General features: G+C 39.8%; 20 protein-coding genes. All 20 read left to right on the top strand.

Features of this window, described 5'->3' with window-relative positions; genetic code table 11:
- Window positions 1-65 precede the first annotated feature (65 nt).
- Window positions 66-3,338: an ATP-dependent nuclease subunit B gene (gene rexB, locus HMPREF2634_RS01195; RefSeq protein ID WP_070836120.1), complete on the top strand. Its 3,273-nt coding sequence runs from the start codon at window positions 66-68 to the stop codon at window positions 3,336-3,338.
- The gene (addA, locus tag HMPREF2634_RS01190) at window positions 3,335-7,015 is read left to right on the top strand and encodes a helicase-exonuclease AddAB subunit AddA (RefSeq protein WP_021001503.1); all 3,681 of its coding nucleotides are present in this window, start codon (window positions 3,335-3,337) and stop codon (window positions 7,013-7,015) included. Before rexB ends, addA begins: the two co-directional genes overlap by 4 nt.
- A gap of 520 nt (window positions 7,016-7,535) precedes the next feature.
- The gene (glgB, locus tag HMPREF2634_RS01185) at window positions 7,536-9,446 is read left to right on the top strand and encodes a 1,4-alpha-glucan branching protein GlgB (protein ID WP_021001504.1); all 1,911 of its coding nucleotides are present in this window, start codon (window positions 7,536-7,538) and stop codon (window positions 9,444-9,446) included.
- 3 nt (window positions 9,447-9,449) lie between these two features.
- Window positions 9,450-10,592 carry a glucose-1-phosphate adenylyltransferase gene (locus tag HMPREF2634_RS01180; RefSeq protein WP_021001505.1) on the top strand — a complete coding sequence of 381 codons (1,143 nt, stop codon included), beginning with the start codon at window positions 9,450-9,452 and terminating at the stop codon, window positions 10,590-10,592.
- On the top strand, window positions 10,582-11,721 hold the full coding sequence (gene glgD, locus HMPREF2634_RS01175) for a glucose-1-phosphate adenylyltransferase subunit GlgD (protein ID WP_021001506.1): 1,140 nt from the start codon (window positions 10,582-10,584) through the stop codon (window positions 11,719-11,721). Before HMPREF2634_RS01180 ends, glgD begins: the two co-directional genes overlap by 11 nt.
- On the top strand, window positions 11,718-13,148 hold the full coding sequence (gene glgA, locus HMPREF2634_RS01170) for a glycogen synthase GlgA (protein ID WP_021001507.1): 1,431 nt from the start codon (window positions 11,718-11,720) through the stop codon (window positions 13,146-13,148). The genes glgD and glgA overlap by 4 nt, the downstream gene beginning before the upstream one ends.
- Before the next feature lie 24 nt (window positions 13,149-13,172).
- Entirely contained in the window at window positions 13,173-15,572 is a 2,400-nt protein-coding gene (locus HMPREF2634_RS01165) for a glycogen/starch/alpha-glucan phosphorylase (RefSeq protein ID WP_070836118.1), read from the top strand.
- Window positions 15,573-15,903: 331 nt separating this feature from the next.
- Window positions 15,904-16,104, top strand: coding sequence for a F0F1 ATP synthase subunit C (locus HMPREF2634_RS01160; protein WP_003025282.1), 201 nt, complete (start codon window positions 15,904-15,906; stop codon window positions 16,102-16,104).
- Window positions 16,105-16,143: 39 nt separating this feature from the next.
- Window positions 16,144-16,857 carry a F0F1 ATP synthase subunit A gene (atpB, locus tag HMPREF2634_RS01155; protein WP_021001509.1) on the top strand — a complete coding sequence of 238 codons (714 nt, stop codon included), beginning with the start codon at window positions 16,144-16,146 and terminating at the stop codon, window positions 16,855-16,857.
- Window positions 16,858-16,871: 14 nt separating this feature from the next.
- The gene (atpF, locus tag HMPREF2634_RS01150) at window positions 16,872-17,366 is read left to right on the top strand and encodes a F0F1 ATP synthase subunit B (RefSeq protein ID WP_003028058.1); all 495 of its coding nucleotides are present in this window, start codon (window positions 16,872-16,874) and stop codon (window positions 17,364-17,366) included.
- On the top strand, window positions 17,366-17,902 hold the full coding sequence (locus HMPREF2634_RS01145; RefSeq protein ID WP_021001510.1) for a F0F1 ATP synthase subunit delta: 537 nt from the start codon (window positions 17,366-17,368) through the stop codon (window positions 17,900-17,902). The genes atpF and HMPREF2634_RS01145 overlap by 1 nt, the downstream gene beginning before the upstream one ends.
- Window positions 17,903-17,917: 15 nt before the next feature.
- Complete coding sequence (gene atpA, locus HMPREF2634_RS01140) at window positions 17,918-19,423, top strand: F0F1 ATP synthase subunit alpha (protein ID WP_003030489.1); 1,506 nt, start codon at window positions 17,918-17,920, stop codon at window positions 19,421-19,423.
- Between the two features lie 15 nt (window positions 19,424-19,438).
- A complete protein-coding gene (locus HMPREF2634_RS01135) occupies window positions 19,439-20,317 on the top strand; it encodes a F0F1 ATP synthase subunit gamma (protein WP_003030484.1) in 879 nt (292 codons plus the stop codon).
- Between the two features lie 34 nt (window positions 20,318-20,351).
- Window positions 20,352-21,758 (top strand): F0F1 ATP synthase subunit beta, encoded by a 1,407-nt coding sequence (gene atpD, locus HMPREF2634_RS01130; RefSeq protein WP_003030503.1) that lies wholly within the window; start codon window positions 20,352-20,354, stop codon window positions 21,756-21,758.
- Between the two features lie 10 nt (window positions 21,759-21,768).
- The gene (locus tag HMPREF2634_RS01125; RefSeq protein WP_070836116.1) at window positions 21,769-22,188 is read left to right on the top strand and encodes a F0F1 ATP synthase subunit epsilon; all 420 of its coding nucleotides are present in this window, start codon (window positions 21,769-21,771) and stop codon (window positions 22,186-22,188) included.
- 99 nt (window positions 22,189-22,287) lie between these two features.
- Complete coding sequence (locus HMPREF2634_RS01120; protein WP_041784005.1) at window positions 22,288-22,518, top strand: DUF1146 family protein; 231 nt, start codon at window positions 22,288-22,290, stop codon at window positions 22,516-22,518.
- A gap of 38 nt (window positions 22,519-22,556) precedes the next feature.
- Window positions 22,557-23,837 carry a UDP-N-acetylglucosamine 1-carboxyvinyltransferase gene (gene murA, locus HMPREF2634_RS01115; RefSeq protein WP_021001512.1) on the top strand — a complete coding sequence of 427 codons (1,281 nt, stop codon included), beginning with the start codon at window positions 22,557-22,559 and terminating at the stop codon, window positions 23,835-23,837.
- Window positions 23,830-24,006: a DNA-directed RNA polymerase subunit beta gene (locus tag HMPREF2634_RS01110; RefSeq protein WP_041784006.1), complete on the top strand. Its 177-nt coding sequence runs from the start codon at window positions 23,830-23,832 to the stop codon at window positions 24,004-24,006. Before murA ends, HMPREF2634_RS01110 begins: the two co-directional genes overlap by 8 nt.
- A gap of 100 nt (window positions 24,007-24,106) precedes the next feature.
- Window positions 24,107-24,952 carry a DNA/RNA non-specific endonuclease gene (locus tag HMPREF2634_RS01105; RefSeq protein WP_021001513.1) on the top strand — a complete coding sequence of 282 codons (846 nt, stop codon included), beginning with the start codon at window positions 24,107-24,109 and terminating at the stop codon, window positions 24,950-24,952.
- Window positions 24,953-25,241: 289 nt separating this feature from the next.
- Entirely contained in the window at window positions 25,242-26,978 is a 1,737-nt protein-coding gene (locus tag HMPREF2634_RS01100) for an ABC transporter ATP-binding protein (protein ID WP_057489610.1), read from the top strand.
- Window positions 26,979-26,984 lie beyond the last annotated feature (6 nt).

Raw genomic sequence — 26,984 nt, 5'->3', positions numbered from 1 at the left:
AATCGCTGTTGAAAAACTTTAAAAATGATATAATTAAACTATATTTTGACAGAAACAGGATGCTCATGAAATTACTTTATACAGATATTCGCAATCCCTTAACGAAGATTTTGGTGAAAGAAGCAGAACGCTTGGCACAGGAAGGTAAGCGCGTGTTTTATATTGCACCTAATTCTCTTTCATTTGAAAAGGAGAGAGCTGTTTTGGCTCTTTTAGAAAACCATGCTTCCTTTGCTATTACAGTGACACGTTTTGCGCAGATGGCACGTTATTTTGTCCTCAATGATGTGCAAAAGGGAGAAAACATAGATGATATTGGGCTTAGCATGCTCTTTTATAAAGTGCTTTCAGAAATGAATGAGCATGATTTGAGGCTGTATGGTGGCATTCGGACGGATGCACAATTTATTCAGCAATTGGTTGAGCTCTATCATGAACTGCAAGTCGCTCAGATGAGTTATACAGACCTAGACTATTTGGAAGAAGCAGAGAAAAAAGCAGATTTAATCAAGATTTTTCAAGTAGTGATGTATCAGCTTAATCAGAGTGAATTTACTTCTGATTCAAATATCATGGCCTTTACCCATCATATTATAGCAGGTGATGTGGATGAGGAGCTGCAGGATTTAATCTTGGTTATTGATGGGTTTACGCGCTTTTCGGCTGAGGAAGCTTATTTGATCGAGCTTTTGCATAATAAGGGTGTGGAAATTATCATCGGTGCTTATGCAAGTGAAAAAGCGTATCGTGCAAGTTTTCGAGAGGGCAATCTTTATCAGGCGAGTGTTGATTTCTTGCGACAGTTAGCAGGTAAATTTGAAGTGAAACCTGAATATATACCAGCAAGCCAGCCAGATGATGCTTTTGGAAAGATTTCAAAACTGTTAGAAAGTCGGTATGATTTCTCAGATGTTGACCTAAAGTTAACGGAGCAGGATCGATCGCATGTGCAGATTTGGTCAACAGTCAATCAAAAAGAAGAATTAGAATATGTGGCAAAAAGCATTCGTCAGTTAGTTCATGATGGAGTTCGTTATAAGGATATTCGCGTTCTTTTGGGAGATGTGGAAACGTATCATTTACAGTTAAAGACGATTTTTGATCAGTATCAAATCCCTTTTTATCTGGGACGAAGTGAGGCTATGGCCCATCACCCTTTGGTGCAATTTATTGAAGCTTTAGTGCGCCTAAAACACTACAATTTTCGAACGGAAGATTTGCTCAATCTCTTAAAAACAGGTCTTTATGGTCATTTAAAGCAAGAAGAACTAGACTTGTTTGAGCAATATATCCGTTTTGCAGACGTGAGAGGAATGAGTAAGTTTTCTAAAGAATTTACTCATAATCAACAACGAAAATTTAATCTAGTTCATATCAATCAATTAAGAAAAAATATAGTCACTCCTCTCTTGGAATTTTTTAAATCTCGCAGTCAAACAGCGACAGGCCTGCTTCAAAAATTTCATCAATTTTTAACAACAATTTCTTTTTCTCAGAATTTTGCTGGTTTAGTAGATTTTACGAATCCGCAAGATCAAGAACGGCAAGAAGAAGTTTGGAAAGCTTTTTGTCATGTTTTGGAACAATTTGCCAGTGTCTTTTCAGCCAGCAAAGTCAAGCTAGATGATTTTCTGACTCTGGTGCAGTCAGGAATGCTGTTATCCAACTATCGGACTATTCCAGCAACAGTAGATGTCGTGACCATTCAGTCTTATGACTTAATCGAGCCTTTGTCAAGTCCTTTTGTCTATGCTGTTGGTTTGACCCAAGACTATTTTCCAAAAATTGCGCAAAACAAGAGCCTCTTGTCAGATGAAGACCGATTACGATTAAATGAAGCGACTGATGAGCATTCGGAGTTGCGAATTGCTGCTCAGGAAAATCTCCAGAAAAATCGTTTTGTCGCTTTGTCACTTCTGAATGCTGCAACGGAGAGGTTGGTGCTCTCCACTCCTCAGATTGTCAATGAAATAGAGAACAACATTTCTCCATATTTGTTAGAATTGCATGAACAACCAATTGGGCTGCCGATTGAAGTGAAGCGTTCGCAGGCAACGAGTGATGATATTGGAACTTATCGAGCTCTGCTGGCGAGGGTTATTGAGTTGAATCAAGGTGATATTGATAAAGAGCGCTCTTTGACGGAGAAAGAACAGACTTTTTGGTCAGTAGCTGTGCGGGTTCTGCGCAAAAAATTGGAAAGCGAAGGTATTTCGATTCCTAATGTAACGTCAAGCCTTGAAACAGAAACCTTGTCAACACAGACATTGCAAGCTCTTTATCCGCCTCATCAGGCATTTCTACTGTCGACTTCAGCTTTGACAGAATTCTACCGCAATCAATATGCTTATTTTTTGAAGTATGTCTTGGCTTTGCAGGAAGAAATGACGATTCACCCAGATGCGCGTAGCCATGGAAATTTTCTGCATCGTGTGTTTGAAAAAGTCATGCAAGAGCAGTCTAGTGAGCCATTTGATAATCGCCTAGAAAAAGCCATTCAAGAAACCAGTCAGGAGGCAGAATTTAAAACTCTTTATACAGAAAATGCAGAAGCCTTGTTTGCTCACGAAGTCTTGCTGGACACAGCGCGTGCGACAGGACAGGTTTTAGAGAGAAATGAATTGGTAGAAACCATTCAAGAAGAAGCTGTTTTCGGTCAAGAAGAAACAAATGTTCTAATCTTGTCAGACGGACGCAACCTTCAAATTCGAGGGAAAGTTGACCGGATTGACCGTTTGAAGATAGATGGCAGTCTAGGCGTTGTTGACTATAAATCAAGCGATACGAATTTTGATTTTCAGAAATTTTTCAATGGCTTAAATTCTCAATTACCTACCTATCTAGCAGCTTTGAAACAAGAGTCGTGGATGAATGAAGAAGCGCATGCTTTTGGTGCTATGTATCTGCAGATGACCAATCCACTTGTGCCTTTAGCCAAGACGAAGTCGCAAGGCGACGCTGTCAAAGAAGCAATGAAGAACCTAGAATACAAAGGTCTGTTCTTGTTTGAGCAGGCTCGTCAGCTGAATGGTTTGTATGATAAAAAGAAAGTGAATCTGTTGAGTCAAGAGGAATTGGAGACATTGTTGGCTTATAATGCACTCTTGTATCGCCGTGCTGCTGAGCAGATTTTGGCAGGGCATTTTTACATCAATCCTTATACGGAAAATGGTAGAAGTATTGCGCCTTTTGTGGAACAATACAAATCCATTACGGGTTTTGAAGCGAATCTTCACCTCTCTAGCGCCCGCCATTTGGTTAAGTTAGATAGTCACCCGATAGGTGAAAAGAAGCGTCAAGCATGGATAGAAAAGATGAAGGAGGAGTTAGAGAAATGAGACAGATTCCATTTTTGAGTCAGGAAGAAATCTATACTTTGCAGGAACGAGAAGCTCAGTCTGACAAAGCTCAAAAACGTACACCAGAGCAAATCGAAGCCATTTACTCCTCCGGTCAAAATATCCTTGTATCTGCTTCTGCAGGCTCAGGAAAAACCTTTGTTATGGTGCAGCGGATTATTGACCAAATTCTGCGGGGAGTTCGCATTGACCAGCTCTTCATTTCGACTTTTACCGTTAAAGCAGCCAGTGAATTAAAAGAGCGCTTGGAGAAAGAGTTATCCAAGGCTTTGAAGGCAACAGGCGATGAGGAGCTCAAACAGCATTTGGCACAGCAATTAGCTGATATTCCAAATGCTGACATTGGTACCATGGACTCTTTCACTCAAAAAGTCCTAAATAAATATGGTTATCTCCTAGAATTGGCGCCGAATTTTCGCATTTTACAAAGCGCAAGTGAGCAGTTATTGCTGCAAAATGAAGTTTTCGAGCAAGTTTTTGAAGAATTCTATCAATCTGATCAGGCTGCTTTATTTAAAAAATTAGTCAAAAACTTTACCGGTCAAAGAAAAGATTTGCTTGGTTTTCGAGAGCAGATTTATAAGATTTATGCTTTTTTGCAATCCACTAGTAGTCCAATAGCATGGTTGGAAAAAGATTTTTTGAAAGGCTATGAACGTGCAGATTTCCAAGAAGAAAAAGCGCAACTTTTGGCACAAACAAAAGAAGCCCTTTTTGACCTAGAAGAATTTTTCCATTATCATTTGGCGAATGAAGCCAAGGAATTTCCCAAAGCAAAATACCTTGAGAATGTGCAGAGCGTGCTTGATTGTCTGGTAAGCTTACAAGAGCAGTCCTCTGAGGAAGCTTATCTCACAGCACTTGATAGAATTGTAGAGATTTCACGTGCAAGCAATGGGAAAGCTTTGACAAACAGCGGACGCAAAGAAGAATTAAAAGAAATTATCAGCACTTATAATGAAAAACGTAAGGAAAAAATTCAAGTTTTACGTAATTTAGCGGATCGATTTTATCGCTTTGAATTTCAAGTAACTTATCATGAGGAAGCAAGAGAAATCCTGCTTGTCTTGCAACGGTTTATGAAAGCATTTGTTGAAAGTTATTTGAATCGGAAAAAAGAAGAAAATGCGTTTGAATTTGCAGACATCAGTCATTTTGCCATTCAGATTTTAGAAGAATTTCCTGATGTGCGCCACTTTTATCGGACAAAATATCATGAAGTCATGGTGGACGAGTATCAGGATACCAACCATACGCAGGAGCGTATGCTGGAGCTGTTATCAAATGGGCATAATCGCTTTATGGTGGGGGATATTAAGCAATCTATTTACCGTTTTCGTCAGGCTGATCCACAGATTTTTAATGAGAAATTTAAAACCTATCAAGACGATAGCCAGCAAGGGAAATTGATTGTTTTGAAAGAGAATTTCCGCAGTCATGTAGAAGTCTTGGAAGCCACGAATGACGTTTTCAAACGTCTCATGGATGAGGAAGTGGGAGAAATTGATTACAATGAAACGCATTATCTAGTAGCTGGAAATCCTGATAAGAAAGAGCCAAATCCACAATATCAGACGGAGTTTCTCATTTATGACGGAATGCTTGAGACGAATAATGAGGAGAATGACAAGGATGTTTCTTCTATTTCTGCGGGAGAAGTGGCGCTGGTTATCAAAGAGATTATCCGTCTGAACAATGAGGAAAATGTCCCATTTGAAGATATGACATTGCTAACGGCTTCGCGGACGCGCAACGATGTGATTTTATCTGAGTTTGCCAAATACGGTATCCCAGTCGTTTCCGACGGTGGCGAGGACAATTACCTTCAGTCTGTAGAAGTCATGGTGATGTTGGATACTCTGCGTACGATTAACAATCCGCTCAATGATTATGCTTTGGTGGCACTTCTAAAGTCACCAATGTTCACCTTTACTGAGGATGAATTGGCTCGTTTGGCCTTGCAAAAAAAGGTGACTGAAGCTAATTATATTATTCATCAAGAAAATCTTTATGAGAAGTTGAAAAATGCTTTGAGTGGACACGGTCAACATCCCGAACTCATCACACCTCCTCTTTTAAAGAAAATCCAGCAGTTTCAAGAAATACTACTGGATTGGCGAGAGTTTGCAAAAATAAATTCGCTCTATGATTTGCTTTGGAAAATTTATCAAGACCGCTTTTATTATGACTATGTAGGAGCCCTACCAAATGGCGCAGGGCGTCAAGCGAATCTCTACGCTCTTACTTTGCGAGCAAATGACTACGAAAAGATGAGTTTTAAGGGGGTGTCGCGTTTTATCGGGATGATTGACAAAATCTTGGAAACACAGAACGACTTGGCGAGTGTCGTCGTTGCGGCTCCGAAGCATGCAGTCCGCTTGGTGACAGTTCATAAGAGCAAAGGTTTGGAATTTAAATATGTCTTTTTGCTTAATATGGATAAAGTCTTCAATCGTAAGGATAGTAGTTCTGCTTTGATTCTCAGTCGTCAAAATGGCGTCGGCATCAAGTATGTCGCGGACGTAGTGGTAGACGCTGCTGATGAGTTAGCGCCTAATCATGTTCGCTTGTCTATTGATACTCTTCCTTATGTGCAAAATGAGCGTGAGATTCATTTGGCAAGTATTTCTGAGCAAATGCGTCTGCTCTATGTTGCTATGACGCGGGCAGAAAGAAAGCTGTATCTGGTTGGCAAAGGTCGTCAAGAAAGCCTAGAGAAAAAGACCTTCCCTGCTCCTGAAAATGGTCGTTTAGCAGCCTCCATTAGGCAAACTATGACAAGTTTTCAAGACTGGATTTGGGCTTTACAGACAGTCTTTGAGAAAGACGATTTAGCTTTTTCAACACAATTTGTGACGGATAGCGATTTAACAAGTGAGAAAATAGGTCAGTTAAAGCTGAAGGAACGGATTGTCGAGGAGAACTTAGCGCACAATCGCCAGTCTGAGGATATTCGCAGGGCTTTGGATATTTTGGAAAATGTGGACAGGCTAAATACTCAGTATCGAGCAGCCATCCATTTGCCAAGTGTTCGGACACCGAGCCAAATCAAGAAATTTTATGAACCGATCATGGATACAGACGGTGTTGAGATTATGGAGAAAAAAACTCCAGATTTTATTGGAAAAACTTCTTTTGAACTACCTGACTTTGCTAAAAAAGCCCCTGTTACAGGAGCGCAAATCGGTAGTGCTGTCCATGAACTGATGCAGCGTATTCCTTTAAATCAACTGCCTACAATAGCTATTTTAAAGGAAACATTAGCTCAGGTTCAGGCAGAAGAAACTGTCAAAAAGAAGATTGATTTGCAAAAGATAGCTAGTTTCTTTGAGACAGAGCTTGGTCAACTACTCTTAAAGCAGGCAGATAAAGTTTATCGTGAAGCTCCTTTTGCTATGTTAAAGCAAGATCAAGCGAGCGGACAGGATTTTGTGGTCCGTGGAATTTTGGACGGTTATCTCCTACTGGCTGATCGTATCGTTCTCTTTGATTATAAGACAGATCAATATACAAATCCAAGTGAATTAGTGGGGCGCTACCAGGCACAATTAGCATTTTACGCTGAAGCCCTTCGTCGTTCGTATGGTATTGAAAAAATAGAAAAATATCTAGTGTTGTTGGGCGGAGTTCAACTTCAAGTAGTAAAAGTAGACTAGATAAGATTTTTAGAGAATTGGGCTGATGAATGCTCCCAATTCTTTTTTACAAAAATAGAATCCTCTATTTCCGAATATTTGAGTTGTAAAAAAATAAAAAAGTTCACAAATCAGCTGATTTTTTAGAAAAAGTTATTGAAAATTTCAGAAAAATACGGTAAACTAGTATGTAACCAGACGATGGAGGAATGATATTTGAAATTATATCCTGTTGTTGCAATTCAATCTTATAAACTAAATCAAAAGGCGGCTTTGTGCGGCCTTTTTTGTAAAGCTGTCTAGACCTTTATGAAAATTTTCATTTAAAAAAGTTTACTCTTTTATCGACTATTTAGTAGGAATGGAATGAAAAGTTCAAAACTTTAACAAAATCTAGTTATTTTTGCTAATAGTGGGCATTGTTTGAAGAAATGTTCGGTTTTGAGAATTTTTTGTAATAATAATGGAAATTTACTTGAAAAGAAATAGGAAAAATAGTAAAATAGAATCATAGAAAACGCTTACAAATCGAGGTGGAAAAATGGATAGACAAGAAGCATTGAGAACTTTTACCACAGGTGAAAATTTCCATTTGCAGCACTATTTGGGGGCTCATCAAGATGAAGTAGATGGGCAAAGTGGCTATACATTTCGTGTATGGGCACCGAATGCTCAGAGTGTGCATCTGATTGGAGACTTTACCGACTGGTATGAAAATCAAATCCCTATGGCACGTAATGAAGGTGGCGTATGGGAAGTGTTTACGGATTTACCTAAGGAAGGAGACATTTACAAATACAACATCAAACGAAGTAGCGGGCAAGAAATTTTGAAAATTGATCCGCTGGCAGTTTATTTTGAAAAACGCCCTGGAACAGGAGCTGTTGTTCGAACAATTCCTGAAAAGAAATGGAAAGACGGTCTGTGGTTGGCTCGCAGAAAACGTTGGGGATTTTTCTCTAGACCGGTGAATATTTACGAAGCTCATGCAGGATCTTGGAAGAAAAATGAAGATGGAACCCCGTATTCATTTGCCCAATTAAAAGATGAACTCATTCCGTATCTTGTCAAAATGAATTACACACATGTGGAATTCATGCCTCTTATGGCGCATCCGCTTGGGTTGAGTTGGGGCTATCAGTTGATGGGGTACTTTGCTCTTGAACATACTTACGGTACGCCAGAAGAATTCCGTGATTTTGTTGAAGAATGTCATATCAATAATATCGGTGTAATTGTAGACTGGGTGCCGGGACATTTCACTATCAATGATGATGCTTTGGCTTATTATGACGGTACGCCTACATTTGAGTATCAAGATCATGACCGTGCCCATAATTACGGCTGGGGCGCTCTTAACTTTGACTTAGGAAAGAATGAAGTGCAGTCTTTCTTGATTTCTAGTATCAAGTTTTGGATTGACTTTTATCACTTAGACGGAATCCGTGTGGATGCTGTTAGCAACATGCTCTACCTAGATTATGATAGTGGTCCATGGCAACCAAATATTGACGGGGGCAATCGCAACTACGAAGGCTATTACTTCCTTCAACGCTTGAACACGGTTATCAAACTGGCTCATCCAGATGTCATGATGATTGCAGAGGAAAGCACGAGTGATACAAAGATTACAGGTATGGCAGAAATGGGTGGTCTTGGATTTGACTACAAGTGGAACATGGGCTGGATGAATGACATTCTGCGCTTCTACGAAGAAGACCCAATTTACCGCAAGTATGATTTTAATCTAGTAACCTTTAGTTTTATGTATGCTTTCTCTGAAAACTTCTTACTGCCATTCTCTCATGACGAAGTGGTACATGGTAAGAAGAGTCTCATGCATAAGATGTGGGGAGATCGCTATAATCAATTTGCTGGTCTGCGAAATCTTTATACTTATCAAATATGTCACCCAGGGAAGAAATTACTATTTATGGGCAGCGAATGGGGACAATTCTTAGAATGGAAATGCGAAGAATCTTTAGAATGGCGTGATTTGGCTGATAATATGAATGCCAAGATGCAGCATTTCACTTCTCAGCTCAATCAGCTTTATAAAGAAAATCGCGTTTTGTGGGAAAATGACTTGAGTTGGGACGGTTTAGAGATTATTGATGCGGATAATACAGATCAAAGTGTACTTTCCTTTATTCGGAAAAATGACAAGGGAGATATGTTAGTTTGCGTCTTTAATATGGCTCCGGTAGAACGCAAAGACTTTACCATTGGTGTTCCGGTAGCAGCCATATATGAAGAAATTTGGAATACCGAATTAGAAGAATGGGGAGGTGTGTGGAAAGAACACAATCAAACAGTTCAGTCTCAAGAAGGCTTGTGGAAGGATTATCCTCAGACGTTGACCTTTACTTTGCCAGCATTAGGGGCAAGTATTTGGAAAATTAAACGTCGTGTGAAATCAGCAAATGGAAGTAAGAAGTCCAAAAAGGAGTAACAGATGAAGAATGAAATGCTAGCTTTGATTCTTGCCGGTGGGCAAGGGACACGCCTTGGAAAACTCACTCAAAGTATTGCCAAACCAGCAGTACAATTTGGTGGACGCTACCGTATCATTGACTTTGCTTTGTCCAATTGTGCCAATTCAGGAATTCATAATGTTGGTGTCATTACTCAATACCAACCATTAGCTTTGAATAGTCATATTGGGAATGGTTCTAGTTGGGGACTGGATGGTATTAATACAGGAGTTTCTATTCTCCAGCCGTATTCAGCAAGTGAAGGAAATCGTTGGTTTGAAGGAACTAGTCATGCGATTTATCAAAATATTGATTATATTGATACTATCAATCCTGAGTATGTCTTGATTTTGTCTGGTGACCACATTTACAAAATGGACTACGATGATATGCTTCAATCTCACAAGTACAACAACGCCAGTCTGACGGTAGCTGTTCTGGATGTTCCTTTAAAAGAAGCCAGTCGTTTTGGTATCATGAATACTGATGCTAATAATCGCATTGTCGAATTTGAAGAAAAACCGGCTGAACCTAAGTCTACCAAGGCTTCTATGGGGATTTATATCTTTGACTGGAAACGTCTCCGCAATATGTTGGTCACTGCTGAAAAGAGCAATGTAGATATGTCTGACTTCGGTAAGAATGTTATTCCAAATTATCTCGAATCCGGCGAAAGCGTCTATGCTTATGAATTTAAAGGCTACTGGAAAGATGTTGGAACGATTGAATCACTTTGGGAAGCCAATATGGAATATATTGATCCAAACAATGCTTTAGATAGCCGTGATCGTCAATGGAAAATTTATTCACGTAACTTGATTTCCCCACCAAACTTCCTTGGAGAAAATGCTCATGTAGAAGATTCTTTGGTTGTGGACGGCTGTTTGGTAGATGGCACGGTTAAGCATTCCATTCTTTCTACGGAAGCTCAAGTGCGTAAAGATGCAGTTGTAGAAGATTCTGTGATTATGAGTGGTGCTATCATTGGTCAAGGTGCAAAAATCAAACGTGCTATTATTGGTGAAGGAGCTATCATTTCTGATGGTGTAGAAATTGATGGAACAGACGAAGTACAAGTTATCGGATACAATGAGAAAGTGGGGGTACCATCAGATGAAGATTGATAAATATTCAGCAATTTTAGGAAATACAGTTGGATTTCATGATATGTCTACTTTGACAAATCATCGTCCAGTTGCCAGTTTGCCGTTTGGTGGGAAATATCGTTTAATTGACTTTCCGTTGTCTAGCCTGGCCAATGCAGGGATTCGGAGCGTCTTTGGCATTTTCCAACAAGATAATATTAGTTCTGTCTTTGACCATATCCGTTCGGGGCGTGAATGGGGGCTGTCTACTCTTTTGAGTCACTACTATCTTGGTATTTATAATACGCGCGTAGAAAGTTCTACTGTTGGTAAAGAATACTACGAGCAATTATTGACCTACTTAAAACGTTCGGGCAGCGATCAAACGGTAGCATTGAACTGTGATGTTTTGGTGAACATCGACTTGAACCAAGTCTTCCACTTACATGGTACAACTGATCAACCGATCACAGTTGTCTATAAAAAATTACCAAAAGAAGAAATTTCCGAAGTCAATGCTGTTTTGGAAATTGATGAAACAGATCATGTGAAAAATCACCATCTTTTTGATGATAAAAAAGATCAGGATTTGTACAACATGTCAACGGATATCTTTGTTGTGGATACACCTTGGCTGATTGAAAAGTTAGAAATAGAAGCACAAAAAGAATTTCCTCAAAAATTACGTTATGTTTTACGTGATTTAGCTGCTCAGGAAAAAGCGTTTGCTTATGAATATACGGGTTATTTAGCAAATATTCATTCTGTCACTTCGTACTTCAATGCCAATATTGATATGCTTGATTCACAAAAATTCTATTCCCTTTTCTCTCCAAATCAAAAGATTTATACGAAAGTAAAAAACGAAGAGCCAACTTATTATGCAGTCGGTTCTAAGGTTTCAAATGCTCAATTTGCTTCTGGCAGTATTATTGAAGGAGAAGTGAGTGGTTCTGTCATTTCTCGTAATACTCGTATTAAAAAAGGAAGTCGTGTAAAAAACAGTATTCTTTTCCCACGTGTCCTTATTGGCGAAAATGCTGTTGTAGACTATGCAATCTTAGATAAGGGTGTTGAGATTGCTGAGAATGTGACCGTTCGAGGAACAGTTGATAACCCAGTTGTTCTTAAAAAAGGCGAAAAAGTGACAGAGGATAGAATTCAATGAAAATTTTATTTGTAGCAGCAGAAGGTGCACCTTTTTCTAAAACAGGAGGATTGGGAGACGTCATTGGCGCTCTCCCTAAATCTCTTGTGAAAGCTGGTCATGAAGTGGGTGTCATTCTTCCATACTATGATATGGTGGATAAAAAGTTTGGCGACCAAATGGAAGACTTGTTCCATTTTGAAGTGAAGGTCGGTTGGCGTGGTCAATATGTAGGCGTGAAACGTACAGTTTTAAACGGTGTTACCTTCTACTTTATAGACAATCAATACTATTTCTTCCGCGGACATGTTTATGGCGATTTTGATGACGGCGAACGCTTTGCCTATTTCCAAATGGCAGCTGTTGAGTTGATGGAAAGAGTAGATTTTATTCCAGATGTTCTCCATGTGCATGATTATCATACAGCGATGATTCCATTTTTGGTGAAAGAAAAATACCATTGGATTCAGGCTTATCATGGTATTCGGACTGTTTTAACCATTCACAATTTAGAATTTCAAGGGCAATTTTCTGATGGCATGCTCTGGGATTTGTTTGGAGTGGGTTATGAGCGTTATGCAGATGGTACCTTGCGTTGGAATAACTGCTTGAATTGGATGAAAGCAGGGATTTTGTATGCAGATCGGGTGACAACCGTATCACCAAGCTATGCGCATGAAATCATGACCCCAGAATTTGGATGTGGTTTGGATCAAATTTTACGAATGGAATCTGGTAAAGTATCAGGTATTGTCAATGGAATTGATACAGATATTTATAATCCAGAAACAGATGCGTTATTGGATCATCATTTTAATAAAGACGATTTATCTGGCAAGTTGGCAAATAAGCGTGCGTTGCAAGAAAAAGTTGGTCTGCTTGTGCGTGATGATGTACCTCTAGTAGGGATTGTATCACGTTTGACTCGGCAAAAAGGCTTTGATTTAGTTGTGGATCAATTACACAATTTATTGCAAGATGATGTACAAATTATCCTTTTAGGAACAGGAGACCCATCTTTTGAGCAATCATTTGCTTGGTTTGGTCAAGCTTATCCAGAAAAATTATCTGCCAATATCACTTTTGATGTGAAATTAGCGCAAGAAATTTATGCAGCTTGTGATATGTTCTTAATGCCAAGTCGCTTTGAGCCATGTGGATTGTCCCAAATGATGGCCATGCGTTATGGAACATTGCCACTTGTACATGAAGTTGGTGGTCTTCGTGACACCGTTCAACCCTACAATGCTTATGAAGGAACAGGAACTGGATTTAGCTTTAATAATTTCTCAGGCTACTGGCTGAAATGGACATTTGATATGGCTGTCAGCCTCTATCATAACGATAAAGAAGCATGGTATAACCTTCAAATACAAGCTATGGAACGTGATTTTTCATGGGATACAGCTAGCCAAGCTTACAGTCATTTGTACCAATCTCTTTATTGATAGAAAGGAGTTTGCCGTTAAGAAATGGAACTAACAAAAGAGCAATTTCTTCATGATTTTAAGGACATTTTGCATGAAGAACAATTGATTAAAGTAGAAGATGCCACTTCGGCAGAACTGTTTCAAACCTTAGCACGTACAATTCGTAAATACATCACTCCTATGTGGTTGGAGCGACGAAACAAATTAGTAGAAGACAAGCAAAAAATTGCTTATTACTTTTCTATTGAATTTTTGCCTGGGCGAATGCTGGAAACCAATTTACTAAATCTTGGAATCCTCGATGTTGTCAAAGAAGGATTTGATGAATTAGGTATTGATTTTACAGCTGTCAAACAGGCTGAGTACGATATGGCGCTAGGGAATGGCGGTCTTGGTCGTCTTGCAGCAGCTTTTATGGATTCATTGGCAACCACAGGTTATCCTGGATTTGGTAATGGAATCCGCTATCGCTACGGACTTTTCAAACAAAAAATTGTAAATGGCTATCAAGTCGAATTACCGGATGATTGGTTTGGTAGTCTAGGAAACGTCTGGGAAACGCGGAAAGATCATGATGTTGTAGATGTTAAAATCTTTGGAAATGTTTATCTTCAAGCCAACAAGGAAGGTCGGATCGTTCCTGTTTATGAAAATTCACAAACTCTTCGTGCAGTACCTTACGACGTGCCACAAATTGGTTTTGGAAATGACGTTGTCAACAATCTTCGCCTTTGGGATGTCGAAATTCCTGAAGAATATGAGCTAGAATATCCAACAATTGAAGCACGCCGCAAAGTACAAGATATCACAGCTATTTTGTATCCAGATGATTCAAGCTATGAAGGAAAAGAACTGCGCTTGATTCAAGAATATTTCATGACCAGTGCCGGCTTGCAGACGATTATCAAATCTTATCGGAAGCAAGGGCTGCCTTTAGAGCAAATTCATGAAAAGGTATCGGTTCATATCAACGATACCCACCCAGCGGTTGCACCAGCAGAGTTTATGCGGCTTTTACTTGATGACTGCGGTCTTGAATGGGCAGACGCTTGGAATGCAACAGTAAAGACGATGAGTTATACCAATCACACCATTCTTTCAGAAGCCTTAGAAAAATGGGATGCGGAACTCTTTAAAAATGTTCTTCCTCGTGTTTACCAAATCATTCTTGAAATTGACAATCGCTATGTTTCTGATATGGCTGCACGCGGTATTGATCCGCAAGTGATTGAAAATACTCGGATTGTCAAAGATAATCAAGTCCATATGGCGCATCTTGCGATTATTGGAGGTCATTCGGTCAATGGGGTGGCAAAACTTCACACAGAACTTCTCAAAGAAGATACGCTCCGTGATTTTTATGCCATTTATCCTGAAAAATTCAATAATAAAACAAATGGTATCATTCAACGTCGCTGGTTGCAAATTGCAGATGAACCATTGTCAAATGAGATTGATCGCTTGATTGGTAACGGCTGGCGGACAGACATTCATGAACTTCGCAGGCTTTTAGCTTACAAAGATGACCGACAAGTTTTGAGTGAATTTTATAATGTCAAGCAAGAAGCTAAAGCGCGTTTAGCGGCTTTCATCAAAGAATCTACGGGAGTAGAAGTATCAACGGGAGCTATCTTTGATGTACAAGTGAAGCGGCTTCACGCTTATAAGCGTCAATTGCTCAATTTACTCCATATCCTTAAATTATATTGGGATTTAAAAGACAATCCTGATAAAGATATGGTGCCACGTGTCTTCATTTTTGGTGCGAGAGCAGCGCCAGGTTATCATTTTGCCAAATCTGTTATCAAATTGATCAACGAAGTGGCTAATCTTGTCAATAATGATGAGAGTCTACAAGGCAAGCTAAAGGTTGTTTTCCTTGAAAATTATCGGGTCAGCTTGGCTGAACTCATCATTCCTGCTGCAGATGTGTCAGAGCAAATCTCGCTCGCTTCCAAGGAGGCTTCCGGCACATCTAATATGAAATTCATGATGACAGGCGCCATTACTCTGGCAACCCTTGACGGAGCCAATATTGAAATCAAAGATGAAGTCGGAGATGACAATATTGTAATTTTCGGTATGGACAAAGATGAAGTCTATGACCATTATGCCCGTCATGATTACTACTCACGCGGTGTTTATGAAAGCAATCTTGTGGTTCGCCGTGTGGTGGATAGCTTTGTGGACAGAACTATTCCAAATGTCCGAAATGAAGGTTCTGAGATTTATGAAGCTTTGATTACACACAATGACGAATACTTCCTTCTAGAAGACTTTGCTTCATACGTAGCCGCACAAGAAAAGATTGATCAACTCTATCGCGACAAAGAAAAATGGGCGCGCATGAGTCTTGTTAATATCGCAACGTCTGATAAATTCACATCAGATGATACGATTGAACAATACGCCAAAGAAATTTGGAACCTGAAAAAGGATTAAGTTAGGGGCTGGGACCTATCCAGCCTCTTTGTTGAAAAAGTGAATTGTAGTTTTTGTCTATATTTAATCGATAAAGATTGCCTATAATATACATATATAGGGAAACAAAATTCGATAATTGGAAATAGCTATTTCCACATCAACAAACTGATAGTGGGATCAAGTTCGTTTTACTACTATTTTAAAACCACAATTGTTGCAGGATAGCCTACTTTTTTGGAAATTGAAAGAAATCCGTATAAAACGTTTCCAAAAGACAAAAACATTTGACAAAAAGAATTTTTAGGACTAAACTAAGTAAGTAAATTTTAAACATAAAGGAGAATTCATGATGAATTTAACATTTTTTGGATTATGTCTTGCCTGTATGGGTGTTTCGCTCGCTGAAGGTTTTTTAATGGCAAATCTATTTAAATCAGCATCACGTCAACCAGAAATCATTGGTCAGTTGAGAACGCTTATGATCATGGGGATTGCCTTTATCGAAGGTACTTTCTTCGTAACACTTGCGATGTCATTCATCATTAAATAAGAAAAGGAAGTTATTCTTTAGAAAAGGGGGTGGAGTTCGTTGGAAGAAAGTGTAAATCCAACTATCACTTTAGGTCCTGTGACCTTTGATTTGACTCTACTTGCTATGTCTCTTCTAACCGTACTTATCGTATTTGCTTTCGTCTATTGGGCTAGTCGGAAAATGACTCTAAAGCCTTCTGGTAAGCAAAACGTCTTAGAATACCTCTATGATTTTGTCATTGGCTTTACAAAGGGCAATATTGGCGATAAGTATATGAAGAATTACTCTCTATTTATCTTTTCCTTATTCCTTTTCGTTGCAGTAGCTAATAACCTTGGCTTGACGGCAAAAGTGCAGACAACCAAGGGATATAACTTGTGGACATCTCCAACAGCTAATCTTGCATTTGACCTAGGATTTTCATTCTTGATTACCTTGATTTGTCACATTGAAGGGATTCGCCGACGTGGGGTGAAAGCGTATCTCAAAGCTTTTGCGACACCTGTTGGAATGACTCCAATGAATATTTTGGAAGAATTCACCAATTTTGCTTCTTTGGCTTTGCGGATTTACGGAAATATTTATGCGGGTGAAGTATTATCTGGCTTACTTGCGACCTTATCTCATCAGGCTGTCTTCTGGTATCCGGTAGCTTTTGTATTGAATCTCATTTGGACTGCTTTTTCAGTCTTTATTTCATGTATTCAAGCATACGTGTTTACCATGTTGACATCTATGTATCTGGGTAAGAAAATTAACGGTGAGGAATAGAAGGGAGAAAAGAGATGAATATTACTTTAGGTAGTCTTATTGGGGATTTTATCCTTGTTGCAGGCTCATTTCTTCTGTTAATCGTTTTAATTAAGAAATTTGCCTGGGATAATATTACAAGTACTTTTGAGCAACGTGCCAAAAAGATTTCAGATGATATTGATGGCGCAGAGTCTGCTCGTCAAAAAGCAGAAGATTTAGCTCAAAAGAGAGAAACAGAATTAGCGGGTAGTCGTCAAGAAGCGACAACAATTATTGAAAATGCCAAAGAAACTGCTGAGAAAAACAAAGCAGGAATCTTGGCAGATGCAGCTGATGAAGCTGGACGTTTAAAAGAAAAGGCTAATCAAGAAATCGCTCAAACCAAAGCAGAAGCCATGAACAGTATCAAAGGTGATGTAGCCGATTTGACTGTAAATCTTGCTAGCAAAATTTTAGGTCAAAAATTGGATCAAGAAGCTCACAAAGAGCTCATTGACCGCTATATTGACAAGCTAGGAGATGCTTAATGGACAAAAAAAGATATGCGGTAATTGAAAAATATACCACACCTTTTGTCCAACTCGTGATTGAAAAAGGTCAGCAAAAAGATGTTTTTGAAAAGCTTCAGCAAATCAAAGACATTTTTGACAATACAAATTTAGCTGCCTTTTTATCAAATATTGGTGTTGATGATACAGAAAAAGAAAGAAGCCTTCGTTATTTTCAAGGATCTGATTCATCCTTGATTGACAATTTCATTGAAGTTATTATTCATAATCATCGTGAAGATCTTTTTTATGATATTTTAGTAGAAAGTCTTCACCAGCTTGAAAAAATTAGTAATGAATTTGAAGTGACAATCAAATCAGTTCAAGGTTTATCGGAGGAGCAAAAATCTAAAATTATTCCGATTATTGAGCGAAAATTTGGATTGCAGGTTCGTTCTTTAAAAGAAGAACTGGATGCAAGCCTCATTGGTGGCTTTATCATCACAGCTAATAATAAGACAATTGATGCAAGTATTAAACGTCAATTACAAACAGTAAAAGAAAATTTGAAATAGAAAGTGGTGTGAATTTTGGCGATTAACGCACAAGAAATCAGCGCTTTAATTAAGCAACAAATTGAAAATTTCCAGCCAAATTTTGACGTCACAGAAACAGGGGTCGTCACATATATTGGTGATGGAATCGCCCGTGCTCATGGTCTTGACAATGCAATGAGTGGTGAGCTGTTGATTTTTGAAAATGGCTCATACGGTATGGCACAAAACTTAGAATCAACAGATGTAGGGATTATCATTTTAGGTGATTTCACAGATATTCGCGAAGGGGATACCATTCGTCGAACTGGTAAAATCATGGAAGTGCCTGTCGGAGATGCTTTGATTGGTCGGGTTGTGGATCCGCTCGGTCGTCCGGTTGATGGGCTTGGCGAGATCAAGACAGATAAGACGCGTCCAGTTGAAACACCTGCTCCAGGGGTTATGCAGCGGAAATCTGTATCAGAACCGCTTCAAACAGGTCTGAAAGCGATTGATGCTTTGGTGCCAATCGGTCGTGGGCAACGGGAATTGATTATCGGAGACCGTCAAACTGGTAAAACAAGCATTGCGATTGATGCGATTTTGAACCAAAAGGGACAAGATATGATTTGTATCTATGTTGCCATTGGTCAGAAAGAATCCACGGTTCGTACGCAAGTAGAAACGCTTCGTCAGTATGGAGCGTTGGATTACACAATCGTTGTCACAGCGTCAGCTTCTCAACCTTCACCATTGCTGTTTTTAGCACCTTATGCAGGTGTAGCAATGGCAGAGGAATTTATGTATAGTGGCAAACACGTTTTGATTGTCTATGATGATTTATCAAAACAAGCGGTTGCTTATCGTGAACTGTCACTCTTGCTTCGTCGTCCACCAGGTCGTGAAGCTTTCCCAGGAGACGTATTCTATCTTCATAGCCGCCTTTTGGAACGTTCTGCTAAAGTTTCGGATGAATTAGGTGGTGGTTCTATTACAGCACTGCCGTTTATCGAAACGCAAGCAGGAGACATCTCCGCTTATATCGCAACCAATGTAATTTCAATTACAGACGGTCAAATCTTCTTAAGCGACAGTCTCTTTAATGCAGGTGTTCGACCTGCTATTGATGCCGGTTCATCTGTATCACGTGTAGGTGGTTCTGCACAGATAAAAGCGATGAAGAAGGTTGCTGGAACCTTGCGTATTGACCTTGCTTCTTATCGTGAACTGGAAGCATTTACCAAGTTTGGTAGTGATTTGGATGCTGCGACACAAGCAAAATTGAATCGTGGTCGTCGGACAGTAGAAGTCTTGAAACAACCTGTTCATGAACCACTACCAGTTGAAAAACAAGTTGTTATTTTGTACGCCTTGACACATGGTTTCTTGGATAGTGTACCGGTTGATGATATTCTTCATTTTCAAGCAGAATTGTTTGATTACTTTGATGCTCATCATGAAGACCTCTATGAAATCATTCGTACAACAAAAGACCTTCCAGAGGAAGCAGTCTTAGATGCTGCAATTACTGAATTTATCAATCAGTCTAGCTTCAAGTAAGAATAGAGGTGTCAGATGGCAGTTTCATTAAATGATATAAAAAATAAAATTGCATCCACAAAAAACACCAGTCAAATCACAAATGCCATGCAAATGGTATCTGCTGCTAAGCTAGGAAAGTCCGAAGAAGCGGCCAAGAATTTCCAAATCTATGCTTCTAAAGTCAGAAAGTTATTGACAGATTTGCTTCATGGGCATGAAGTGCAAAATTCCAAATACCACCCTATGTTGATTAGTCGTCCGGTGAAAAAAACAGCTTATATCGTTATTACATCGGATCGCGGCTTAGTTGGCGGTTACAATGCGACCATTCTCAAATCCATGATGGAACTTTTTGCAGAATACCATGATAAAGATGATTTCGTCATCATTTCAATCGGTGGTATGGGCTCGGACTTCTTTCGGGCACGCGGGCTTCAGCCTATTTATGAACTACGTGGTTTAGCAGATCAACCGAGCTTTGATGAGGTTCGTAAAATCATTGGCAAAACGGTTGAAATGTACCAAAACGAATTGTTTGATGAATTATATGTTTGTTATAATCACCACGTCAATAGTTTGACCAGCCAAATGCGTGTTGAACAAATGCTTCCAATCGTGGATTTGGATCCAAATGAAGCAGACGAAGACTACGTTTTGAATTTGGAATTGGAATCTAGCCGAGATGTTATTTTGGATCAATTGTTGCCTCAGTTTGCTGAAAGTATGATCTACGGGGCGATTATTGATGCGAAAACAGCAGAAAATGCAGCTGGAATGACCGCGATGCAGACAGCAACAGATAACGCGAAAAAAGTTATCAATGATTTGACCATTCAGTATAATCGTGCTAGACAAGCAGCTATCACGCAAGAAATTACTGAAATTGTGGCGGGTGCAAGTGCACTAGAATAGTGTCACAGAAAATAAATATAAAGAGGAGAAAAGAATGAGCTCAGGCAAAATTGCTCAGGTTATCGGACCAGTCGTTGACGTTGCGTTTGCAGCTGGTGATAAATTACCTGAGATAAATAATGCACTTGTAGTCTATAAAAATGACGAAAATAAATCGAAAATCGTCCTTGAAGTAGCTCTTGAGCTTGGTGACGGAGTGGTTCGGACCATTGCTATGGAATCAACTGACGGGTTGACTCGTGGAATGGAAGTCCTAGATACTGGTCGTCCAATTTCTGTCCCCGTTGGGAAAGAAACACTCGGTCGCGTCTTTAACGTTTTAGGAGATACCATTGACTTGGAAGCTCCTTTTGGTGAAGATGCAGAACGTCAACCAATCCACAAAAAAGCTCCAACTTTTGATGAGTTGTCTACTTCATCAGAAATCTTAGAAACAGGAATCAAGGTTATTGACCTCCTTGCACCTTATCTAAAAGGTGGGAAAGTCGGGCTTTTCGGTGGTGCCGGAGTTGGAAAGACAGTCTTGATTCAAGAATTGATTCACAACATTGCCCAAGAACACGGTGGAATTTCTGTCTTTACTGGTGTTGGAGAACGAACACGTGAAGGGAACGACCTTTACTGGGAAATGAAAGAATCTGGCGTTATTGAAAAAACAGCCATGGTCTTCGGTCAAATGAATGAACCACCTGGAGCACGTATGCGTGTGGCTTTGACTGGTTTGACCATTGCCGAATATTTCCGTGATGTCGAAGGTCAAGATGTGTTGTTATTCATTGACAATATCTTCCGTTTCACGCAAGCAGGTTCTGAAGTATCTGCCCTTCTTGGACGCATGCCTTCAGCCGTTGGTTACCAACCAACACTTGCGACAGAAATGGGACAATTGCAAGAACGGATTACGTCAACCAAGAAAGGTTCTGTAACCTCTATCCAAGCTATCTATGTGCCAGCCGACGACTACACTGACCCTGCGCCAGCTACAGCGTTTGCTCACTTGGATTCTACAACCAACTTGGAGCGGAAATTGGTGCAATTAGGGATTTACCCAGCAGTTGACCCACTTGCTTCTAGCTCCCGTGCCCTTGCTCCTGAAATTGTCGGAGAAGAGCACTATGCTGTAGCAGCAGAAGTGAAACGTGTCCTTCAACGTTACCATGAATTGCAAGATATTATTGCAATCCTTGGTATGGATGAATTGTCAGACGAAGAAAAGACTTTGGTTGCGCGTGCGCGTCGGATTCAATTCTTCTTGTCACAAAACTTTAATGTTGCTGAACAATTTACTGGGCAACCAGGTTCTTATGTACCAGTTGCTGATACAGTTCGTGGCTTTAAGGAAATCCTTGAAGGAAAATATGATCATCTTCCTGAAGATGCCTTCCGTGGTGTTGGTTCTATCGAAGATGTCGTTGCTAAAGCTGAAAAAATGGGATTTTAAGAGGTGACCTATGGCTCAAATGACAGTACAAATCGTGACACCTGATGGTCTAGTTTTTGACCACCATGCAACGTTTGTTACCGTTAAAACTCTTGATGGAGAAATGGGGATTTTACCGCATCATGAAAATATGATTGCTGTTTTGGCTGTCGATGAGGTCAAAGTGAAGCGGATTGATGATGAAGATCATGTCAATTGGATTGCTGTGAATGGTGGAATTGTCGAAGTGGCTGATAATGTAATCACCATTGTTGCAGACTCTGCTGAACGTGCTCGCGATATTGACATCAGTCGTGCTGAAAGAGCAAAATTACGTGCTGAACGTGCTATTGAAGAAGCACAGGAAAAGCATTTGATTGACCAAGAACGTCGTGCCAGAATCGCTCTTCAGCGCGCCATTAACCGAATTAACGTTGGAACAAGATTATAAAAAAGGCCAATTGGCCTTTTTATAATGGCTTTTTTGTTATCAGTACCTGATTTGTGTCTGATAGTTTGCTCTCATCTATTTTTTTGGTATAATGGGGATATGATTCAGTTAATTTTTACGCTTAGTAGCCACATGATTTTTATTTTTCTTTCATTTCACTTACTTTCTATTGTTGTGAATTGGGAAAAACTATTGAAAGTGAATGCTGATAATGCTTTTAAAATTCGATTTTTAATTTTACTGCTTAGTATTGCATTAGGCTTTTTGCTCAGCTCTTTCTTCCTCAGTCTCTATACATTGGGACGTGATGTATTTAATAGCAATTTATAAGATGAGAAAAGTAATAAAATAAGTGTTTTGGAGAAAATATGGATAAAATTATTATACAAGGTGGTTCAAATCCATTAGTTGGTTCGGTTAAAATTGAAGGTGCTAAAAATGCTGTTTTGCCATTGCTTGCAGCCACTATTTTAGCAAAAACAGGAAAAACAACTCTTACAAATGTTCCTGTGCTATCCGATGTGTTTACAATGAACAATGTAGTCCGTGGGTTGAATACAAAAGTGACCTTTGAGCAAGAAGAAAACAGAATTACGGTGGATGCTACACAGCCATTGAGTGAAGAAGCGCCTTATAAATATGTCAGTAAAATGCGTGCTTCAATTGTTGTATTAGGACCTATTTTGGTGCGTAATGGTCACGCAAAAGTTTCCATGCCGGGTGGCTGTACGATTGGAAGCCGTCCTATTGACCTTCATTTGAAAGGTTTAGAGGCAATGGGAGCAGAAATTAAGCAGACGGCTGGATTTATCGAAGCAAAAGCTGATCGATTGCATGGAGCTCATATCTATATGGACTTTCCAAGTGTAGGGGCAACACAAAACATTATGATGGCAGCAACGTTAGCGGATGGTGTGACTGTTATTGAAAATGCAGCTCGGGAGCCTGAAATTGTGGATCTAGCTGTTTTGCTAAACAAAATGGGTGCTAAAGTCCGTGGAGCAGGTACGGAAACATTAACCATTACTGGGGTTAAGGAATTGTCTGGGACAAGCCACAGCGTGGTGCAAGATCGTATTGAAGCTGGAACTTTTATGGTAGCAGCTGCTATGACAGGTGGCAATGTTCTTGTGCAAGATGCTATCTGGGAGCATAATCGTCCGCTCATCGCGAAATTGATGGAAATGGGTGTGTCTGTTACCGAAGAGGACAAAGGGATTCGGATTCGTTCCGATTTGTCTAAACTAAAAGCTGTCAATGTAAAAACTCTTCCTCATCCAGGTTTCCCAACAGATATGCAGGCGCAATTTACAGCCTTGATGACGGTTGCCAAGGGTGAGTCTACTATGATTGAGACTGTTTTTGAGAATCGTTTCCAACATCTGGAAGAAATGCGTCGGATGGGCTTGCACTCAGAAATTATGCGGGACACAGCTCGTATCGTTGGTGGTCAAGCCTTGCAGGGAGCAGAGGTGATGTCAACAGACTTGCGTGCGAGTGCAGCGCTGATTTTGACGGGCTTGGTTGCAGAAGGTGAAACAAAAGTAGGACAGCTAACTCACTTGGACAGAGGCTATTACCAGTTCCATAAAAAGTTGTCTAACTTAGGTGCTTCTATTAAGCGAGTGAAGGAAGAAGACGATGAATAATGATTTGAAATACGTTGGAAAACAAGTTGGAATTGTTCTAGCAGTCTTGTTGCTTGGTTTGATTTTGTTTGCACTTGGCTTAGTTGTTGGCTACGGTGGAAAAAATCCATGGGCTATTTTATCGCCAGATAAGTGGCAGGAGATTATTAGCAAATTCACAGGACAATAGACAATAATATTGATAGGAAAAAGGGAGTGAGACAGAGGTCGTGATTTCGTAGAAGTTGGCTTTGAGTCCCGCTTCCTATTTATTTAAAAAGGGGGGAGAAATGGCGAGAAAGAAGTCCAACCAGAAAGTAGCGCAAAGTGTAGTAGGCGTATTTCTTGCACTCGTTCTTGCGCTGGGAGGTTATTCTTTTAGCAATCATCGCACTAGTACGAGTCATTCTGATAGCTCTGCTATTAATCGAAGTATTCGGATGAATCATGCAGCACCCAGTCAAGAATTAGCACAGAGTGTTGTGACAGAATCCGTTAAACGACAGCTCGAAGGAAAGATCGAATGGAATGGATCGGGAGCCTTTATAATCAACGAAAATAAAACAACATTGGATGCCAAAATTGCAAGCGTTCCTTACGCGGATAATAAGACCAAGCTTGTTCGAGGTCAGACTGTTCCGACTGTAGCTAATGCTCTTTTATCCAAAGCTACTCGTCAGTATAGGAATCGTGAAGAAACAGGTAATGGTTCAACAACTTGGACACCTGCTGGCTGGCATCAGGTGAAGCATTTATCGGGTGAATATCATCATGCAGTTGACCGTGGACATCTGCTAGGTTATGCCTTGATTGGTAACTTGAAAGGCTTTGATGCTTCGACCAGCAACCCGAAAAACATCGCTGTGCAAACAGCTTGGGCTAATCAAGCCAATACTAGTTATTCTACGGGTCAAAATTTTTATGAAACAAAGATACGTAAGGCACTAGACAAAAATAAACGAGTTCGGTATCGGGTGACTTTGATTTATGCCAATGAACAGGATTTGGTGCCGGTTGGTTCGCATATTGAAGGCAAATCTAATGACGACAATCTGGAAATAAATGTCTTTGTCCCCAACGTACAGACAGGAATTCGATTAAATTATCAGACAGGAGAAGTGACCGTTACCAACTAGATTATTGCTAACGTTGCATTTATATCATCTTTTTGTTATACTATTTTTACATGAGGTCGGACAAAAAGTATCTCAGTCTCTATCTAATTTAGTGATAAGCGAATGACGCAGTAGGTGATTGGACTCTTTATTCGCTTTTCAAGCTTGAAAGAGCACCTAATCACCCTTGCGGGGGTGGGACTACGAACTTAAATTTTTCAAGATAAGTTCTGTCCCACTCCCATTTTGTCTAAAAAGTACGTTGGTGCTTTTTTATTGTGGATTTATTTTATGAGGAGAAAGGAGAAATATGAAGTATATTTGGTCTTATTTGAAAAAATATCCCAAATGGTTGATGTTGGATTTCTTTGGTGCTATCTTCTTTGTTGTGGTAAATCTCGGTTTGCCGACTGTTTTGGCACGAATGATTGATGAAGGGATTAATCGAGGAGATAGCAATCGTTTGTATTATTGGGCGATTGTGATGCTCATTGTCATTTTGCTAGGAGTCTTTGGACGGATTGTCCTTGCCTATGCTGCTGGGAAATTAACGACGAGCATGGTACGGGACATGCGCAATGATGTGTATGATAAATTGCAAGAGTATTCGCATCATGAATATGAGCAAATCGGCGTTTCGTCTTTGGTGACACGGATTACCAGTGATGCTTTTGTTTTGATGCAGTTTGCAGAACAATCCCTAAAAATGGGTGTCATCACACCAATGATGATGATGTCTAGTGTGATGATGATTTTTTTCACTAGTCCTTCCTTAGCTTGGATTGTCGCAATTTCCGTTCCTTTTCTTGGCATTGTCGTTTGGTATGTGGCGACAAAAACACGTCCTCTATCAGAAAAGCAACAAAAAACGTTAGATAAAATCAATCAATACGCGCGTGAAAATTTAACGGGTCTGCGTGTCATTCGGGCTTTTGCACGAGAAGAATTTCAAGAAGAGCGCTTTGCTTCACAAAATGAAATTTATGCGGATAATTCCAATCGCTTATTTAAATTAACTGGTTTGACAGAACCGCTCTTTGTTCAAATCATCATTGCAATGATTGTTGCTATTGTCTGGTTTGCTTTAAAACCACTTGGTACAGGAGACTTGCAAATTGGGGATTTGGTTGCTTTTATCGAATACAGTTTCCATGCTTTGCTGTCTTTCTTGTTGCTATCTAGCTTGTTTACCATGTATCCTCGTACAGCTGTTTCAAGTGAACGCTTGAAAGAAGTAATGGAAATGCCGATTTCGATCAATCCAAACGAAGACGGTGTTACGGAGACAGACAGTCACGGTTATTTAGAGTTTGACAATGTTACTTTTGCTTATCCTGGTGAGACTGAAAGCCCAGTGCTACATGATATTTCGTTCAAAGCGAGACCTGGTGAAACGATTGCTTTTATCGGATCAACTGGTTCAGGAAAGTCTTCATTGGTGCAATTGATTCCGCGCTTCTATGACGTGACACTTGGAAAGATTTTAGTGGACGGAGTGGACGTGCGTTCTTATAACCTAAAAGCGCTTCGGCAGAAGATAGGTTTCATTCCACAAAAGGCTTTGCTATTTACGGGAACAATCGCAGAAAATCTGCGGTATGGGAAAGAACATGCCAGTTATGAAGAATTGACACAAGCGGCAGATGTAGCACAAGCTAGAGATTTTATCGAAAGTAAGGAAGAACGCTTTGAAACCCATTTAGCTGAAGGGGGAAGCAATCTTTCTGGTGGTCAAAAGCAACGTCTCTCCATTGCGCGGGCAGTCGTAAAAGAGCCAGATATTTATATTTTTGATGATTCATTTTCTGCATTGGACTATAAGACCGATGCCATTCTTCGAAGTCGACTCAAAGAAGTTACGCAAAATGCTACTGTATTGATTGTAGCACAACGTGTGGGAACCATTATGGATGCAGATCAGATTATTGTTCTGGATAAGGGAGAAGTTGTCGGGCGCGGAACACATGAAGAATTGTTGCAACAAAACGATATCTATCGCGAAATTGCTAATTCTCAGCTTAATAGTCAATCACTAACAGAAGAATAGGAGGGA

It is taken from the genome of Streptococcus sp. HMSC034B03 (assembly GCF_001838575.1).
Taxonomy (GTDB): Bacteria; Bacillota; Bacilli; order Lactobacillales; family Streptococcaceae; genus Streptococcus; species Streptococcus anginosus.
Note: the sequence above shows the minus strand (reverse complement) of the source record. Positions and strands in the feature narration are given on the sequence as shown.